We start from the raw sequence: 14,692 nt of genomic DNA on the forward strand, positions 1-14,692 counted from the left end.
TCCGACGAAAGATGAAGGCCGCCTCAACCTGAAAAACTTTGTCGCAGAATTGTCAGGCCGGAGACATTTCAAAATAGCGCTTTCCCTTATTGAGAGCCACCTCGGGTGATGCGGCTTTTGATCCCAAACGGGAACGAAAGTGGCGACCGTCCGGTCGAGACCAATAGCTGCATGGTCTGGCCGGCACGGCCGTATTAGGATCGCCCGACAGGAACGGACGAAGAGCGCCGCAGAATGCGCCATCACCGGGAGGGATTTGTTTGGTGGCTACCAGTCTCGAAGTGCGCGGCGTGTCCCTGCGATTCGGCGGCGTCCGTGCGCTGACCGATGTCAGCTTCGCCATCAAGGAGGGCGAGCTGTTCTCGATCATCGGCCCCAACGGCGCCGGCAAGACCTCGATCGTGAACTGTATTTCCGGTCGCTACAAGCCGACCGAAGGCCAGCTGTTTTATGGCGATCGCGACATCACCGGCCTGACGCCGAATGCCCGCGCTTCGCTCGGCATCGGCCGCACCTTCCAGAATTTGGCGCTGTTCCACCACATGAGCGTGCTCGACAACATCATGGTCGGCCGCCATCACCTCCTGAAGAACAACTTCCTCACGGGCTCGCTGTACTGGCTCACCGGCGCGCGCAAGGAGGAGCTCGAACACCGCCGCAAGGTGGAAGAGATCATCGACTTCCTCGATCTGCAGTCGGTGCGCAAGGCGACCGCCGGCACCCTCTCCTACGGCCTGCGCAAGCGTGTCGAGCTCGCCCGCGCCATGGCGCTGGAGCCGCGCCTCATCCTCCTCGACGAGCCCATGGCCGGCATGAATTTCGAGGAGAAGGAGGACATGGCCCGCTACATCGTCGACCTCAACGAGGAGTTCGGCATGACGGTGGTGATGATCGAGCACGACATGGGCGTGGTGATGGACATCTCCCACCGCGTCATGGTGCTGGATTTCGGCAAGAAGATTGCCGAGGGCGATCCCGCGGCAGTGCTGGCCGATCCCCATGTCAGGCGCGCCTATCTCGGTGAAGAAGACGAGGTGCTGGTCGATCCCGACGATGCCGCGCCGGCGCAGGAGAGCGCGGCATGATGGATTATGCAGGCCGCGTCGCGCAGGCCGATACCTATCCGAAGATGCTGCGGCTCAACGCCAGGGAGCACGGCAACGAGATCGCGCTGCGCGAAAAGGATCTCGGGCTGTGGCGCATCTTCACCTGGAACGATTACCAGACGCGGGTCCGCGATTTCGCGCTTGGCCTGCTCGAGCTTGGCCTTGGTCGCGGCGACGTCATCGGCATCATCGGCGACAACCGGCCGGACTGGGTCGCGGCGGAAGTCGCAACGCATGCCATTGGCGGCCTCAGCCTCGGGCTCTATCGCGATGTGCTGGACGAGGAGGCCTCCTATCTCCTCAATTATGGCGAGGCGCAGCTCGTCTTCGCCGAGGACGAGGAGCAGGTCGACAAGCTGCTCACGCTCGCCGAGCGCGTGCCGAAGCTGAAGCACATCATCTATTCCGATCCGCGCGGCATGCGGAAATATGACGATCCGCGCCTGATGTCGGCGGAGAAATTTGCCGAGCTTGGCCGTGCCCGCGCCGCGCGCGAGCCGGAGCTTTATGACAGACTGGTCGATGCGACCAGGGGCGAGGACGTCGCGATCCTCTGCACGACGTCAGGCACCACCTCGCATCCAAAACTCGCGATGCTCGCCGCCGGACGCGTGCTCGGACACTGCGCGACCTATCTCACCTTCGATCCGAAGGGGCCCGACGACGAATACGTCTCTGTGCTGCCGCTGCCGTGGATCATGGAGCAGGTCTACGTGCTCGGCAAAGGCCTGCTCTGCCGGATGAAGATCAACTTCGTCGAAGAGCCCGACACGATGATGAACGATCTGCGCGAGATCGCGCCGACCTTCGTGCTCTTTGCCCCGCGGGTCTGGGAGTCCATTGCCGCCGACGTCCGCGCCAAGGTGATGGACGCCACGCCCTTCAAGCAGCGCCTGTTCGATATCGGCATGAAGTCGGGCCTTGCCGCGCTCGAACAGGGCAAGCGCTCCGGCTTCGCCGACGCGATCCTGTTCCGCGCGCTGCGCGACCGCCTCGGCTTCACCCGCCTGCGCTCGGCCGCCACCGGCGGCGCGGCGCTGGGACCCGATACCTTCAAGTTCTTCCAGGCCATGGGCGTGCCGCTGCGCACGCTCTACGGCCAGACCGAGCTGCTCGGGGCCTACACGCTGCATCCCGAAGGCAAGGTCGATCCTGACACGACCGGCGTGCCGATGGCCGACAGCGTCGAGATCCGGATCGACAATGCCGACGTTCACGGCGTCGGCGAGATCGTGGTGCGGCACCCCAACATGTTCCTCGGCTATTACAAGAATCCCGAGGCAAGCGTCGCCGACATCAAGGACGGCTGGATGCTGTCGGGCGACGCCGGCTATTTCAATGCCAACCAGCAGCTCGTGGTCATCGACCGCATCAAGGATCTCGCCGAGACCTCGCGCGGCGAGCGCTTCTCGCCGCAATTCATCGAGAACAAGCTGAAATTCTCGCCCTATATCGCCGAAGCCGTGGTGCTCGGGGCCGGCCGCGACGCACTCGCGGCGATGATCTGCATCCGCTATTCCATCATCTCGAAATGGGCGGAGAAGAACCGCCTCTCCTTCACCACCTACAGCGACCTCGCCTCGCGCCCCGAGGTCTATGCGCTGCTGCAGAAGGAGGTCGAGACCGTCAACGCCACGCTGCCGCCGGCCCAGCGCATCTCGCGCTTCCTGCTGCTTTACAAGGAGCTGGATGCCGACGACGGCGAGCTCACCCGCACGCGAAAGGTGCGCCGCGGCGTCATCAACGAGAAGTACGAAGGCATCATCGACGCGATCTATCGCGGCGATGCCGACATCCCCGTCGACACCGTGATCCGCTTCCAGGACGGCACGACGCAGCGCGTGCGAACGACGCTGCGCGTGGTGGACCTCGGCGGACTCGGCCACATGGCGGAGGCTGCGGAGTGAGGCACTCGATCGCCGCGCACGCTGCTGCCCTTCGCCTCTCCCCGCTTGCGGGGAGAGGCCGGAGCGCGTCAGCGATCCGGGTGAGGGGGAGTCTCCGCGAGGGCGGTGACAATCGTTTCGAGAACGCCGACCAAATTGCTCGAAACGTCGTTATTCCAGAAACGCAGGATTCTATAGCTGCGATCAGTGAGCCACTTGTCGCGCACGGCGTCATGCGAACTGTCGGCATGCTGTCCGCCGTCCACCTCAATGATCAGGCGGGCCTCGCGGCAAATGAAGTCAACAGTGTACGGGCCGATCGGCTCCTGCCGGACGAATTTGTGACCGTTGAGCCTGCGGGCGCGCAAGCGATACCACAATACTCCTTCCGCATCTGTCGAGACGCTGCGCAGGCTTCTGGCGCGCTCCGTCTTACCCTCATCAGCACCTCGCATGCGGAAGCTCCCCCTCACCCGCCGCGCTTTGCGCGTCGGCCTCTCCCCGCAAGCGGGGAGAGGCGAAAGGTCCACCATACATGAACACCGCCTTCCTCATCCAGCTCCTGGTCAACGGCCTCGTGGTCGGCACGCTCTATGGCGTGGTCGCGATGTCGTTCGTGCTGATCTACAAGGCGACGCAGGTCGTCAACTTCGCGCAAGGTGAATTGCTGCTGGTCGGCGCCTGGGTGTGCTGGGCACTGCTCGCCAAATACCAGGTGCCGTTCTGGATCGGCATGCCGATCACGCTGGTGTTCATGTTCGTGTTCGGCATCGCGGTGCAGGTGCTGATCCTGCGGCCGATGATCGGCGAGCCGATCATCTCCGTGATCATGGTGACGATCGGCCTGTCCACCGTACTCCAGGCCACACTGAAGTGGATGTTCGGCGTCAATCCGCAGCCGTTCCCGCGCGTGTTCGAGAGCCAGTCGGTCAGCCTGTTCGGCCTGCAGATCCAGACCGTCTATGTCATGAGCCTCGTGGTCTCGGTCGCGATGATGATCGGCATGGCCTGGTTCTTCCGCGCCTCGAAATACGGCCTCGCGATGCGCGCCACCGCGTTCAACCAGCAGGTCGCGCAGTCGCTCGGCATTTCCGTGAAAAGCGTGTTCGCGATGGCCTGGGCGATCTCGGCGACGGTATCGGCGGTCGCAGGCGTCGTCGTCGCGGTCGTCAACGGCGTGTCCTCGGGCCTTGCCGCCTACGGCATCAAGGTGTTCCCGGCGGCGATCCTCGGCGGACTCGATTCCGTCGGCGGTGCCGTGCTCGGCGGCATCATCATCGGGCTGCTCGAGAACGTCGCCCAATATGTCGACAGCCAGTATCTGCACTGGGGCAATCTCTACGAGATCGCGCCGTTCTACGTCCTCATCATCGTGCTGATGATCAAGCCCTACGGCCTGTTCGGCACCCACGACATCGAGCGGATCTGACCCATGGCCGGCCCTGCCCTCATTCCCGCTGGTGATTTCCGCACCTCATACGCCGCGGACACCACGATCTTTCCGACCACCACCAGCCGCAACTTCGCGATCGCGGGCGTGCTGCTGCTCTGCCTCGCGCCGCAATTCTTCAGCGGATACTGGCTCAGCATCCTGATCCAGATCGGCATCTTCTCGATCGCGGCGCTCGGCCTCAACATCCTGGTCGGCTTCACCGGCCAGATCTCGATCGGGCACGCCGCCTTCTTCCTGCTCGGCGCCTTCACTTCGGCCTACATCTCCAACAACGCGCCGATCCCGGTGTTCTTCGCGATCCCGCTCGCGGGTGTCGTGACCGCGCTGGTCGGCCTGATCTTCGGTATCCCGGCGGCGCGGTTGAAGGGTCTCTATCTCGTCATCGCGACGCTGGCCGCGCAATACATCCTGCTCGACTTCTTCTCGCGCGCCGAATGGTTCTCCGGCGGATCGGTGCCGGCAAGCGCCGAGCCGTTCTCGATCTTCGGCTACACGCTGCGCGGCGACAGGCAATATTTCTACGTCGTGCTGGCCTATGTGCTGTTGAGCTACATCCTCGTCACCAACCTGATGCGCACGCGCGACGGCCGCGCTCTGGTGGCGATCCGCGACCATTATCTCTCCGCGGAGATCATGGGCATCAATCTCACCAAGTACCGCACCCTGTCGTTCGGGCTCGCCGCCTTCTTCGCCGGCATCGCCGGCGCGCTCTACGCGCACTATCAGCTCGTGGTCTCCCAGGAGGGCTTCGGCATCGAGCGCTCGATCCTGTTCCTGGCCATGATCATCATCGGCGGCACCGGCTCGATCATGGGTACGCTGATGGGCACCGCCTTCGTGGTGCTGCTGCCCGAGGGGATGGAGTTCATCAGCCACTATTTGAAGGGCGGCGCGATCGACAAGGCGCTGTCGCTCAACACCAACATCACCTTCCTGCGCGAGATCGCGATCGGGGTGATCATCATCGCGTTCCTGATGTTCGAGCCCGATGGGCTCGCGCATCGCTGGCGGCAGATTAAGGCGTACTGGAAACTCTACCCGTTCTCGCACTGAGCGCGGCAATCTCACTTAAACAATAAACAGGAGGAACCGACCCATGAAGGCAAAATCACTTTTGAGCACCGCATCGCTCGTGGTCGCGATCGCAGCCTTTTCGGCAAGCGCGCAGGCGCAGATCGCGATCGGGCATCTCGCCGATTATTCCGGCGGCACCTCCGACGTCGGCACCCCCTTCGGCCAGGCCGTCGCCGACACCTTTGCCTGGGTCAACAAGAACGGCGGCGTCGGCGGCAAGCAGCTCAGCGTCGACACCAACGACTACGGCTACCAGGTGCCGCGCGCGATCGCGCTGTACAAGAAGTGGTCGGCGCCGGACAGCAAGGTCGCGGCGATCATGGGCTGGGGCACAGCCGATACCGAGGCGCTGACCGGCTTCCTCGCCCAGGACAAGATCCCCGACATGTCGGGCTCCTATGCCGCGGCGCTGACCGATCCCGAAGGTGTCAGCGGCAAGGCCAAGCCCGCGCCCTACAATTTCTTCTACGGCCCGAGCTATTCGGACTCGCTGCGCGCGATGCTGATGTGGGCGGCCGAGGACTGGAAGGCCAAGGGCAAGTCCGGCAAGCCGAAATTCGTGCACATGGGCGCCAACCATCCCTATCCGAACGCACCGAAGGCCGCGGGCGAAGCCATGGCGCAGGAGCTCGGCTTCGAGGTGCTGCCGCCGCTGGTGTTCGCGCTCACGCCGGGCGACTACAGCGCGCAGTGCCTGAGCCTGAAATCCTCGGGCGCCAACTACGCCTATCTCGGCAACACCGCAGCCTCCAACATCTCGGTGATGAAGGCCTGCAAGACCGCCGGCGTCGAGATCCAGTTCCTCGGCAATGTCTGGGGCATGGACGAGAACGCCGCCAAGACGGCCGGAGATTCCGCGAACGGCGTGATCTTCCCCTTGCGCACCGCGGTGAGCTGGGGCGGCGATGCGCCCGGCATGAAGACCGTCATGGAAATCTCCAAGATGTCCGACCCGACCGGCAAGGTCTATCGCCCGGTGCACTACATCGCGGCGGTCTGCTCGGCGCTGTACATGAAGGAGGCGCTCGATTGGGCCGCCAAGAACGGCGGCGCCACCGGCGAGAACGTCGCCAAGGGCTTCTATCAGAAGAAGGATTGGGTCCCGGCCGGCATGGAGGGTGTCTGCAATGCCTCGACCTGGACCGACAAGGACCACCGCGGCACGCTGAAGGTCGACCTCTACCGCACCAAGGTGTCAGGCGCGACCGACGGCGATCTCAACGATCTCATGGCCAAGGGCACGATCAAGCTCGAGAAGGTCAAGACCGTCGAGCTGCCGCGCAAGCCGGAACTGCTGGGCTGGTGAGCCCGGCTCTGACCACACGCACACTGTCATCCCCCGCCTTGTGCGCAGTGCGCACTGGAGCGGGGGATCCAGTACGCCGCGGCTTCTCCGTGAATCTTAGGCGTCTCTGGAATACTGGGTCGCCCGGTCAAGCCGGGCGACGACAGCGGAGTAACAAAGCATGACTGAGACCGCCGAAACCGTTCGCCCTTCTCCCAGCGTCGTGCCCGCGCCGCCTCTGCTTGGCGTGCGCAACATCGAGGTCGTCTATGACGACGTCATCCTGGTGCTGCGTGGGCTCAGCCTCGACGTACCCAAGGGCGCGATCGTGGCGCTGCTGGGGGCCAACGGCGCCGGCAAGTCGACCACGCTGAAGGCGATCTCGGGGCTGCTCAAGACCGAGGACGGCGAGGTCACACGCGGCGAGATCCTGTTCGAAGGCGAGCGCATCAACGGCATCGATCCCGACAAGATCGTCCGCCGTGGCATCTTTCAGGTGATGGAGGGCCGGCGCATCGTCGCCGACATGACCTCGCTGGAGAACCTCAAGCTCGGCGCCTTCACCCGCAGGGACCGCGAGGTCGATTCCGACCTCGACATGGTCTTCAACTATTTCCCACGCCTGAAGGAGCGCACCGGCCTTGCCGGTTACCTCTCCGGCGGCGAGCAGCAGATGCTCGCGATCGGCCGCGCGCTGATGGCGCGCCCGAAGATGATTTTGATGGACGAGCCGTCGATGGGCCTATCGCCGCTTCTCGTGAAAGAAGTCTTCTCCATCATCCAGAAGATCAACCGTGATCTCGGCGTCACCATCCTCCTGGTCGAGCAGAACGCGCGCGCCGCGCTGTCGGTGGCGAGCCACGGCTACATCATGGAGCAGGGCAAGGTCGTGCTCGACGGCACCGCGGACGAGCTGCGCGACAACGAGGACGTCAAGGAGTTCTACCTCGGCGGCGCCGGCGACCAGCGCAAGAGCTTCAAGAACCTCAAGAGTTTCAAACGGCGCAAACGGTGGCTGTGAGATTCAACTCAGCACCTGCTCCGCTTCCGTGACTGCGCAGAGAACATGATAGAACGACGACGCAGGAATGGTGTCGACCAGCGATTTGCCGTCGCGATCGAACTGGTCGTACCAGCCGCCCTTGACGGGATGGCTGAGATAATGCCGTTCGAGCCGCACCAGCGCCGCGCGCGCCTCATCCGCCGCACCCGCCTCGCCGGATTCGGCCTGCGCGATCCACGCCTTTGCGATCTCGGTCTGCGGCCACAGCCGGCGCGTGCTGCGACGGATGTTGCCGGCCGCATCGCCCTCGTCGATCAGGCAGCCCGTCGCCTCGTCGCGATAGCGCTGCGCGGTCGCCAGCAGCTCCGCGCGCCGCTGCCCTGTCGGACAACCCGTGATGCGCTCAAATCCCTTCAGCAGCCAGACCCATTCCGCCTGATGGCCAGGCTCGACGCTGACCGGCTCGATCTTCGACCAGTCATCCTCGAAATACTCCGACAAGACGTGCTTCTGCTTGTCGTAGAGGTTGGCGAGGAACAGCGCGAAGAACTCGCCGGCGCGGTTCTGGAACGACAGGTCGTGGGTCGCGTCGAAGCACGCGATCATCGCCTCGAACAGATGCATGTGCGGGTTCTGCCGGCGCGGCAGCGAGACCGGCAGACCTTCGTGCACGCCGCCATGCGGCGAGCGCAGATGGCCGTCGAGAAAGGCGAGCAGCGCGTCGATCTCGGCGCGAATTTGCGCATCCCTGTCGAGCGCGTAGACCGTCGCGAGCGCAAACAGGATGAAGGCGTGGTCATAGGCATCGCGCCGGCCGTCCAGCACCGCGCCCTCCGGCGTCAGCCGGTGCACATAGCCGGGCCTGCCGTCGGGCGCCTTGGCCTTCGCCAGCAGATGCTCCAGCCCCTTCAGCGCGATGGCGCGGCCTTCCGGATACCAGCCCATCTGCGCCGCCTTGGCGTAGCAGTAGATCTGGCGGGCCTGCACGAACACGCGCCGCGGCGCGGCGGCATCCGCCGTGCCGTCGCGGTGCAGCCGGTCGATGAAACCGCCCGCTTCATGATCCCAGCCGACCGTCGACCACAGCGGCATCGCGTCGTCGATCATGCGGCGTTTCAGGCGCGCGACGACGCCGGCCGTCTCCTCCGCCGCCACGATCGGTTCCTCCGCCATCTCGCTCTCTCCACGTCCCGACAATGGCCGTCTGATACCCATGCCAGCGGCGGCGTGCAACGGATGCCAACCCGGAAAGATCAGCCATGACCGCCCATTACGACGCCCTCGAGACGCGCGAGCAGGCTGCGCGCGAGGCCGAGCTGTTTTCGCGCCTGCCCGGCGTGCTGCGCAGCGCAATGACGGCGCCCGCCTATGCCGAGCGGCTGAAAGGCCTGGATCCGGACGCCGTGACCACGCGCGCAGCGCTGGCGCGCCTGCCGGTGTTGCGCAAGTCGGAACTGCCGGCCCTGCACAAGGCCTCGGCGCCCTTCGGCGGCTTCGTGGCGGCGGCCCCAGGCTCGTTCGCGCGGCTCTTCACCTCCCCGGGGCCGATCTTCGAGCCGGAGGGCCGGCAGGCCGATCCGTGGCGCGGCGCACGGGCGCTGTTCGCGGCCGGGTTCCGGGAAGGCGACATCGTGCTCAACACATTCAGCTACCACCTCACGCCCGGCGGTTTCATCTTCGACTCGTCGGCGCGCGCGCTGGGCTGCGCGGTGATCCCCGCGGGTCCCGGCAATGCCGAGCAGCAATTCGAGCTGATCGAAGCCTACCGTCCCGTCGGCTACAGCGGCACGCCGGACTTTTTGAAGATCCTGCTCGATGCCGCCGCGACCGCAGGCCGCGACGTCTCCTCGATCAAGCGCGCGCTGGTCTCGGGCGCGGCCTTCCCGCCCTCGCTCCAGGCCGAGATCAAGGCGCGCGGCATCGACGCCTACCAGGCCTTCGGTACCGCCGATCTCGGCCTCATCGCGTTCGAGACCGAGGCCCGTGAAGGTATGGTCGTGAACGAGGACCTCATCATGGAGATCGTCAGGCCCGGCACCGGCGATCCCGTGGCACCGGGCGACGTCGGCGAGATCGTGGTCACCTCGCTTGACCCGCACCATCCCTGGATCCGGCTTGCGCTCGGCGACCTCACCGCCGCGCTGCCGGGCACCAGCCCCTGCGGCCGCACCAACATGCGGATCAAGGGCTGGATGGGCCGCGCCGACCAGACCACGAAGGTCAAGGGCATGTTCGTCCGTCCCGAGCAGGTCGCCGAGATCGGCAAGCGCCATCCCGCGCTCGGCCGCCTGCGTCTCGTCGTCACGCGCCAGGGCGAAACCGACGCGATGACGCTGAAAGCGGAAACGACGGCGGCAAGCGAGGCCCTTCGAGAGGAGATCGCGGGCACCTTGCGGGCGGTGACAAAGCTCGGCGGCGCGATCGAGCTGGTCGGCCCCGGCGCGCTGCCGAACGACGGCAAGGTGATCGCTGACGAGCGCTAAAATTTCCGGACGAGGTCGATCACCTCGTCCTGCTGCGCGCGCGTGATTTCCGCGAACATCGGCAGCGACAGGATTTGTCCCTGGTCGCGGTGTGCATTCGGAAACTCTTCGGCGCGATGGCCGAGCCGCTGATATGCGGCCAGGAACGGCAGCGCGGTTGGATAGTTGATGGCCGTTTGCACGCCATTGGCACTGAGATGCGCAGCCAGCGCGTCGCGCCGCGGATGGCGGATCGTATAGAGGTGATAGACGTGGCTGCGCTCGGGAGCGACGCTGGGCACCACCACATCCTCGATTTGATTGAGGCCGGCATCATAGGCCTTGGCCGCGTCCTGCCGCGCCTTGGTCCAGGCGGACAGATGCGGCAGCTTGGCCGAGAGGATTCCCGCCTGCAGGCCGTCGAGCCGGCTGTTGATACCCTCGATCTGGTGTTGATGCTTCACGAGCCCGCCATGGCGCGCCACCATGGTCATGTACTCGGCCAGCGCGCTGTCATTCGTGACGACCGCGCCGGCATCCCCCATCGCGCCGAGATTCTTGCCCGGGTAAAACGAATAGGTCGCGGCCGCGCCGAAGGTGCCGACCATTTTTCCCTTGTAACGGGCCAGATGCGCCTGCGCGCAATCCTCGATCACCCACAATTTGTGTCTGGCTGCGATCGCCATGATCGCATCCATGTCGGCGGGCTGGCCATAGAGATGGACCGGGATGATGCCGACAGTACGCGGCGTGATCGCCGCCTCGATCGCCGCCGGATCAATCGTGAACGTGGTGTCGTCGGTATCGCAGAACACGACATCGGCGCCGGCGTGCGTAATCATCGCCGCGGTCGAAATCCAGGAATGAGCGGTCGTGATCACCTGGTCGCCGGGCTTCACCTTCAGCGCTTTCATGGCGAGGTAGAGCGCATCCGTTCCGTTGGCACAGGATACGCAATGCCTGACCTCGGCGGCCTCGGCAAACTCACGCTCGAAAGCATCGACGTAGCTGCCGCGAATGAATGCACTGCCGCTGATCACGCCGGCGATCGCCGCATCGATCTCGCTCTTTATCGTCTGATACTGCAGATTGAGATCGGCATAAGGCACGGCCATCGGTTCTGCTCCTCAACTTCCGCCCGACAGCCGGCGCGCCGGATTGCCCGCATAGGTGCCTGGTACCGTGATGTCCCTGGTCACCACGGAACCTGCGCCGATCACGACATCATCGGTGATCTTCACCGGCAGGATTGTCGCATTCGAACCGATCGACACGCGATTGCCAATGACGGTCTCTCGCCAAAGCTCCTTGCGTCCGCGCGCCGGTCCGCCGGTGGAGAATGTATCGTTGATGAACATCACGCCGTGACCGATGAAGCAGTCCTCGCCGATCGTCACCAGTTCGCAGACAAACGAATGCGATTGCACGCGCGTCCGCGCGCCGATCACCACGTCTTTCTGGATCTCGGTGAACGGACCGACGAAGCAGCCGTCGCCGATCTTGCAGCCATAGAGATTGCAGGGCTCGACGATCGTCACCTCCACACCGAAAGTGACGTCGCGAATGGCAGCGTTCTTTATGTCCGGCTTGTTCACAATGCGGCGCCCAGGCGGCTCAGGCGCGGTATGAACCGCAGCGGCACCTCAGCGCCGGTCTCGATCGATTCATACAGCGCGGAGATCAGTTCCAGGCTCTTGCGGCCCTCGAGCCCGTCGACCAGCGCGGCGCGCTGGTTCACCAGGCAATCGACCACATGGTGATAATAGGCCTGGTGGCCGAAGCCATAGACGTTGGGCGGATTGACCGAGAACTTCTCGACCACGTCCTTGTCGGACGGCAGCTCGTCGACGAAGCGCCAATGCCGGATCTGATTGACCGCGAAGCCGGAAATTTCCACCGTGCCCTTTTCTCCGAGGATCGAGAGCGATCCCTCCAGATCGGTCGGCCGCGCCGCCGTGGTGGCCTCGACAATTCCGAGAGCGCCGTTACGAAACTTCAAGGTCGCAACCGCAGTGTCCTCGGTCTCGATCTTCGCGAGCGCCGTCATCCCCCGCGCATGCACGCTGACGACGTCGCCGAAGAACCACTCCAGCATGTCGATGTGATGGCTCGCCTGGTTGGTGAGCACGCCGCCGTCATAGGCCCAGGTGCCGCGCCAGGCGTCCTGGTCGTAATAGGCCTGATCGCGGCACCAGCGCACGCGCACGGTGCCCAGGATCAACCTGCCGAAACGGCCGGCATCGAGCGCCTCGCGCGCCTTGACGACAGGAACATTGAAGCGGTTCTGCTTGACGATAAACATCTTCACGCCCGCCTGGTCGCAGGCGCGGATCATGTCGTCGGCATCCTGCAGCCGGAGCGCCATCGGCTTTTCGACCACGACGTGCTTGCCGGCCCTGGCGCAGGCAATGACGTGCGCCGGATGCAGACCGCTCGGCGTCAGCACCGCGACCGCGTCGATGTCCTTGCGGGCCAGAAAGTCGTCCATGTCGTAATCTGCAGGCACCCCGAACTTGCCGGCAATGGCATCGGCCCGCACGCGGACGGGATCGCAGACCGCAACGAGGCTCGCACCTTCTACGTGATTGCCGCCCAAGAGGTCGGAGTGGCGTTTGGCAATTCGCCCGCAGCCGAGCAGCCCAAATCTAATCATGCAGAGCCTTCATCATACCGGTAGACGCCGGTGATCGCGGACGGGGCCGGCCGAGGCAAAGGCCGACCTTCCGCAAGTGCCAGGCTCGTCAAATACAGGCAAAGCAGACGGCAAGGCAAGGCGGAGCCGCAGGCTGGGCAGGTCGAACCGTCCCGGCCATGCCGTGGTGCAAGCATCCGGGGCAGGACACCGCGAGCGGTCCGCAACGCCCCTTGGCGAAGCCGGTTCCGGCGTTGATAAGCCCATTTGCGACGCGCAGACGCTCGATTCCGGGAAACTTGCATGATCCGCCCCCCTGCCGTATCTAACGACTCGAAAAGGCGGCTCGCCGCGGGGTTAAGGACCTGAAATTCCTTCCCCTTTTTGGATCCATAGCATTGGCAGAAACGAGCCACCTCACCATCGCCGAAACCGAGACCATTGAGGAAGCCTTCCGGCGCCTCAACGCCAACATGCTCGGGATCCTCTTCGCGCAGGATGTGGCCGGACGAATCGTCGGCGCGGTGACCGATGGCGACATCCGCCGGCGAATGCTGACGGGCCTCACGATCCACGACCAGGTGGCAGCCTGCATCAACCGCAACTTCGTCTCGGCGCAGGCCGGAGGACCGCGGGAACAGATCCTCAAGCTGCTCGACCAGCGCGTGCACGTCGTGCCCATCCTCGATATCGAGGGCCGGCTGGTCGACGTGTTCAGCCGCGAGCTGTTCAACCTGTCGGAGGAGAGCGAGGTTTTCGCGCGCGCTCGCTCGCCAGTCCGCATCTCCTTCTCCGGCGGCGGCACCGATCTGACGCACTACTTCGTCGCCAATGACGGCGGCGCGGTGATCAGCGCCACGATCAAGATGTACGCGCATGCAACCTTGCGGCGCCGGAGCGATCCCCGCATCCGGATCTATTCGCACGATTTTCGCCGCACGGTCGAGGCCGACAGTCTCGCCGAGCTCGGCACGGGCGGCGATCTCGCCCTGATCAAATCGGTGGTGCGCCTGATCAAGCCGACCTACGGGTTCGAGCTCGAAGTCTCCGCCGACTTTCCGGTCGGCTCCGGCCTCGGCGGCTCGGCGGTGGTCTCCTCCGCCATCATCGGCTGCTTCAACGAATTTCGCAGCGACCAATGGGATCGCCACGAGATCGCGGAAATGGCGTTCCAGGCCGAGCGGTTGATGCTCAACATTCCCGGCGGGTGGCAGGATCAATACGCCACCGTGTTCGGCGGCTTCAACCACATGGAGTTCTCCTCCGACCAGAACACCATCGTACCGTTGCGGCTCGACCCCAACATCATCGCCGAGCTCGAGGAGAGCCTCGTGCTCTGCTACACCGGCGCGGGCCGCGACTCCGGCGCGATCCATCGCGACCAGAAGGCGCAGCACGAGACGACCGACGCGGTGAGCGCCGCCGCCAAGCAGAAGGAGGTGACGCGCGAGATCCGCAAGCATCTCCTGCGCGGCCGGCTGCTGGAATGCGGGCGCCTCATCGACGAAGCCTGGCACGCCAAGCGCAAGCTCAGCTCCAAGATCTCCTCCGGCGAACTCGACGCCCTCTACGATTTCGCCAAATCGCACGGCGCCGTCGGCGGCAAGCTGCTGGGCGCAGGCGGCGGCGGCTACTTCCTGTTCTTCGTGCGTCCGTTCGAGCGCTACCAGCTCATCGCGGCGCTGGAACAGCAGGGACACAGCTGCGCGCGCATCATGTTCGAGGAAAATGGACTGCGGACATGGAAATCGCGCCTTCCGGCGCGATCCGCCTGACGCGTGTGAGACGAGA

The 14,692-nt window shown here is 64.7% G+C and carries 13 protein-coding genes; 8 read left to right on the top strand and 5 right to left on the bottom strand.

Annotated features, from left to right (window positions below):
• Positions 1-263 precede the first annotated feature (263 nt).
• Both XH79_RS36785 and XH79_RS36790 read left to right on the top strand, forming a co-directional pair.
• A complete protein-coding gene (locus tag XH79_RS36785) occupies positions 264-1,085 on the top strand; it encodes an ABC transporter ATP-binding protein (RefSeq protein WP_212342779.1) in 822 nt (273 codons plus the stop codon).
• Positions 1,082-3,013, top strand: a complete 1,932-nt coding sequence (locus XH79_RS36790; protein WP_271584853.1) for a long-chain fatty acid--CoA ligase — start codon at positions 1,082-1,084, stop codon at positions 3,011-3,013. The genes XH79_RS36785 and XH79_RS36790 overlap by 4 nt, the downstream gene beginning before the upstream one ends.
• A gap of 68 nt (positions 3,014-3,081) precedes the next feature.
• On the opposite strand, the gene XH79_RS36795 is transcribed toward XH79_RS36790, so the two are convergent.
• Positions 3,082-3,447, bottom strand: coding sequence for an endonuclease domain-containing protein (locus tag XH79_RS36795; protein WP_271584854.1), 366 nt, complete (start codon positions 3,445-3,447; stop codon positions 3,082-3,084).
• Between the two features lie 80 nt (positions 3,448-3,527).
• Here XH79_RS36795 and XH79_RS36800 point away from each other — a divergent pair, with 80 nt between their 5' ends.
• From XH79_RS36800 to XH79_RS36815, 4 genes are all read left to right on the top strand, one after another.
• Positions 3,528-4,421 carry a branched-chain amino acid ABC transporter permease gene (locus XH79_RS36800; RefSeq protein ID WP_027576773.1) on the top strand — a complete coding sequence of 298 codons (894 nt, stop codon included), beginning with the start codon at positions 3,528-3,530 and terminating at the stop codon, positions 4,419-4,421.
• 3 nt (positions 4,422-4,424) lie between these two features.
• Positions 4,425-5,498 carry a branched-chain amino acid ABC transporter permease gene (locus XH79_RS36805; RefSeq protein ID WP_212342776.1) on the top strand — a complete coding sequence of 358 codons (1,074 nt, stop codon included), beginning with the start codon at positions 4,425-4,427 and terminating at the stop codon, positions 5,496-5,498.
• A 43-nt stretch (positions 5,499-5,541) separates the two neighbouring features.
• Positions 5,542-6,825: an ABC transporter substrate-binding protein gene (locus XH79_RS36810; RefSeq protein ID WP_212342775.1), complete on the top strand. Its 1,284-nt coding sequence runs from the start codon at positions 5,542-5,544 to the stop codon at positions 6,823-6,825.
• A gap of 160 nt (positions 6,826-6,985) precedes the next feature.
• The gene (locus tag XH79_RS36815) at positions 6,986-7,825 is read left to right on the top strand and encodes an ABC transporter ATP-binding protein (RefSeq protein ID WP_212342770.1); all 840 of its coding nucleotides are present in this window, start codon (positions 6,986-6,988) and stop codon (positions 7,823-7,825) included.
• Positions 7,826-7,828: 3 nt separating this feature from the next.
• On the opposite strand, the gene XH79_RS36820 is transcribed toward XH79_RS36815, so the two are convergent.
• Complete coding sequence (locus XH79_RS36820; protein ID WP_271584855.1) at positions 7,829-8,980, bottom strand: AGE family epimerase/isomerase; 1,152 nt, start codon at positions 8,978-8,980, stop codon at positions 7,829-7,831.
• Positions 8,981-9,066: 86 nt separating this feature from the next.
• Between XH79_RS36820 and XH79_RS36825 the strand changes: the two genes are divergently transcribed.
• Complete coding sequence (locus XH79_RS36825; RefSeq protein WP_271584856.1) at positions 9,067-10,290, top strand: phenylacetate--CoA ligase family protein; 1,224 nt, start codon at positions 9,067-9,069, stop codon at positions 10,288-10,290.
• Here XH79_RS36825 and XH79_RS36830 read toward each other — a convergent pair.
• The 3 genes from XH79_RS36830 to XH79_RS36840 are packed head-to-tail and all read right to left on the bottom strand — an operon-like array spanning position 10,287 to position 12,922.
• Positions 10,287-11,384, bottom strand: a complete 1,098-nt coding sequence (locus XH79_RS36830; protein ID WP_271584857.1) for a DegT/DnrJ/EryC1/StrS family aminotransferase — start codon at positions 11,382-11,384, stop codon at positions 10,287-10,289. The two genes, XH79_RS36825 and XH79_RS36830, sit on opposite strands and share 4 nt — an antisense overlap.
• A gap of 12 nt (positions 11,385-11,396) precedes the next feature.
• A complete protein-coding gene (locus tag XH79_RS36835; RefSeq protein WP_212342762.1) occupies positions 11,397-11,864 on the bottom strand; it encodes an acyltransferase in 468 nt (155 codons plus the stop codon).
• Positions 11,861-12,922, bottom strand: a complete 1,062-nt coding sequence (locus XH79_RS36840; RefSeq protein WP_212342760.1) for a Gfo/Idh/MocA family protein — start codon at positions 12,920-12,922, stop codon at positions 11,861-11,863. The genes XH79_RS36835 and XH79_RS36840 overlap by 4 nt, the downstream gene beginning before the upstream one ends.
• A gap of 377 nt (positions 12,923-13,299) precedes the next feature.
• Here XH79_RS36840 and XH79_RS36845 point away from each other — a divergent pair, with 377 nt between their 5' ends.
• Complete coding sequence (locus XH79_RS36845; protein WP_245003789.1) at positions 13,300-14,676, top strand: GHMP family kinase ATP-binding protein; 1,377 nt, start codon at positions 13,300-13,302, stop codon at positions 14,674-14,676.
• The last annotated feature ends 16 nt before the right edge of the window (positions 14,677-14,692 follow it).

Source organism: Bradyrhizobium sp. CCBAU 45389, assembly GCF_028128625.1.
Lineage (GTDB): Bacteria > Pseudomonadota > Alphaproteobacteria > Rhizobiales > Xanthobacteraceae > Bradyrhizobium > Bradyrhizobium liaoningense_B.

Excerpts from the sequence above, each read along its gene's own strand:
- XH79_RS36790 (WP_271584853.1), top strand. The coding sequence starts at position 1,082 with ATGATGGATTATGCAGGCCGCGTCGCGCAGGCCGATACCTATCCGAAG.
- XH79_RS36795 (WP_271584854.1), bottom strand. The coding sequence starts at position 3,447 with ATGCGAGGTGCTGATGAGGGTAAGACGGAGCGCGCCAGAAGCCTGCGC.
- XH79_RS36800 (WP_027576773.1), top strand. The coding sequence starts at position 3,528 with ATGAACACCGCCTTCCTCATCCAGCTCCTGGTCAACGGCCTCGTGGTC.
- XH79_RS36805 (WP_212342776.1), top strand. The coding sequence starts at position 4,425 with ATGGCCGGCCCTGCCCTCATTCCCGCTGGTGATTTCCGCACCTCATAC.
- XH79_RS36810 (WP_212342775.1), top strand. The coding sequence starts at position 5,542 with ATGAAGGCAAAATCACTTTTGAGCACCGCATCGCTCGTGGTCGCGATC.
- XH79_RS36815 (WP_212342770.1), top strand. The coding sequence starts at position 6,986 with ATGACTGAGACCGCCGAAACCGTTCGCCCTTCTCCCAGCGTCGTGCCC.
- XH79_RS36820 (WP_271584855.1), bottom strand. The coding sequence starts at position 8,980 with ATGGCGGAGGAACCGATCGTGGCGGCGGAGGAGACGGCCGGCGTCGTC.
- XH79_RS36825 (WP_271584856.1), top strand. The coding sequence starts at position 9,067 with ATGACCGCCCATTACGACGCCCTCGAGACGCGCGAGCAGGCTGCGCGC.
- XH79_RS36830 (WP_271584857.1), bottom strand. The coding sequence starts at position 11,384 with ATGGCCGTGCCTTATGCCGATCTCAATCTGCAGTATCAGACGATAAAG.
- XH79_RS36840 (WP_212342760.1), bottom strand. The coding sequence starts at position 12,922 with ATGATTAGATTTGGGCTGCTCGGCTGCGGGCGAATTGCCAAACGCCAC.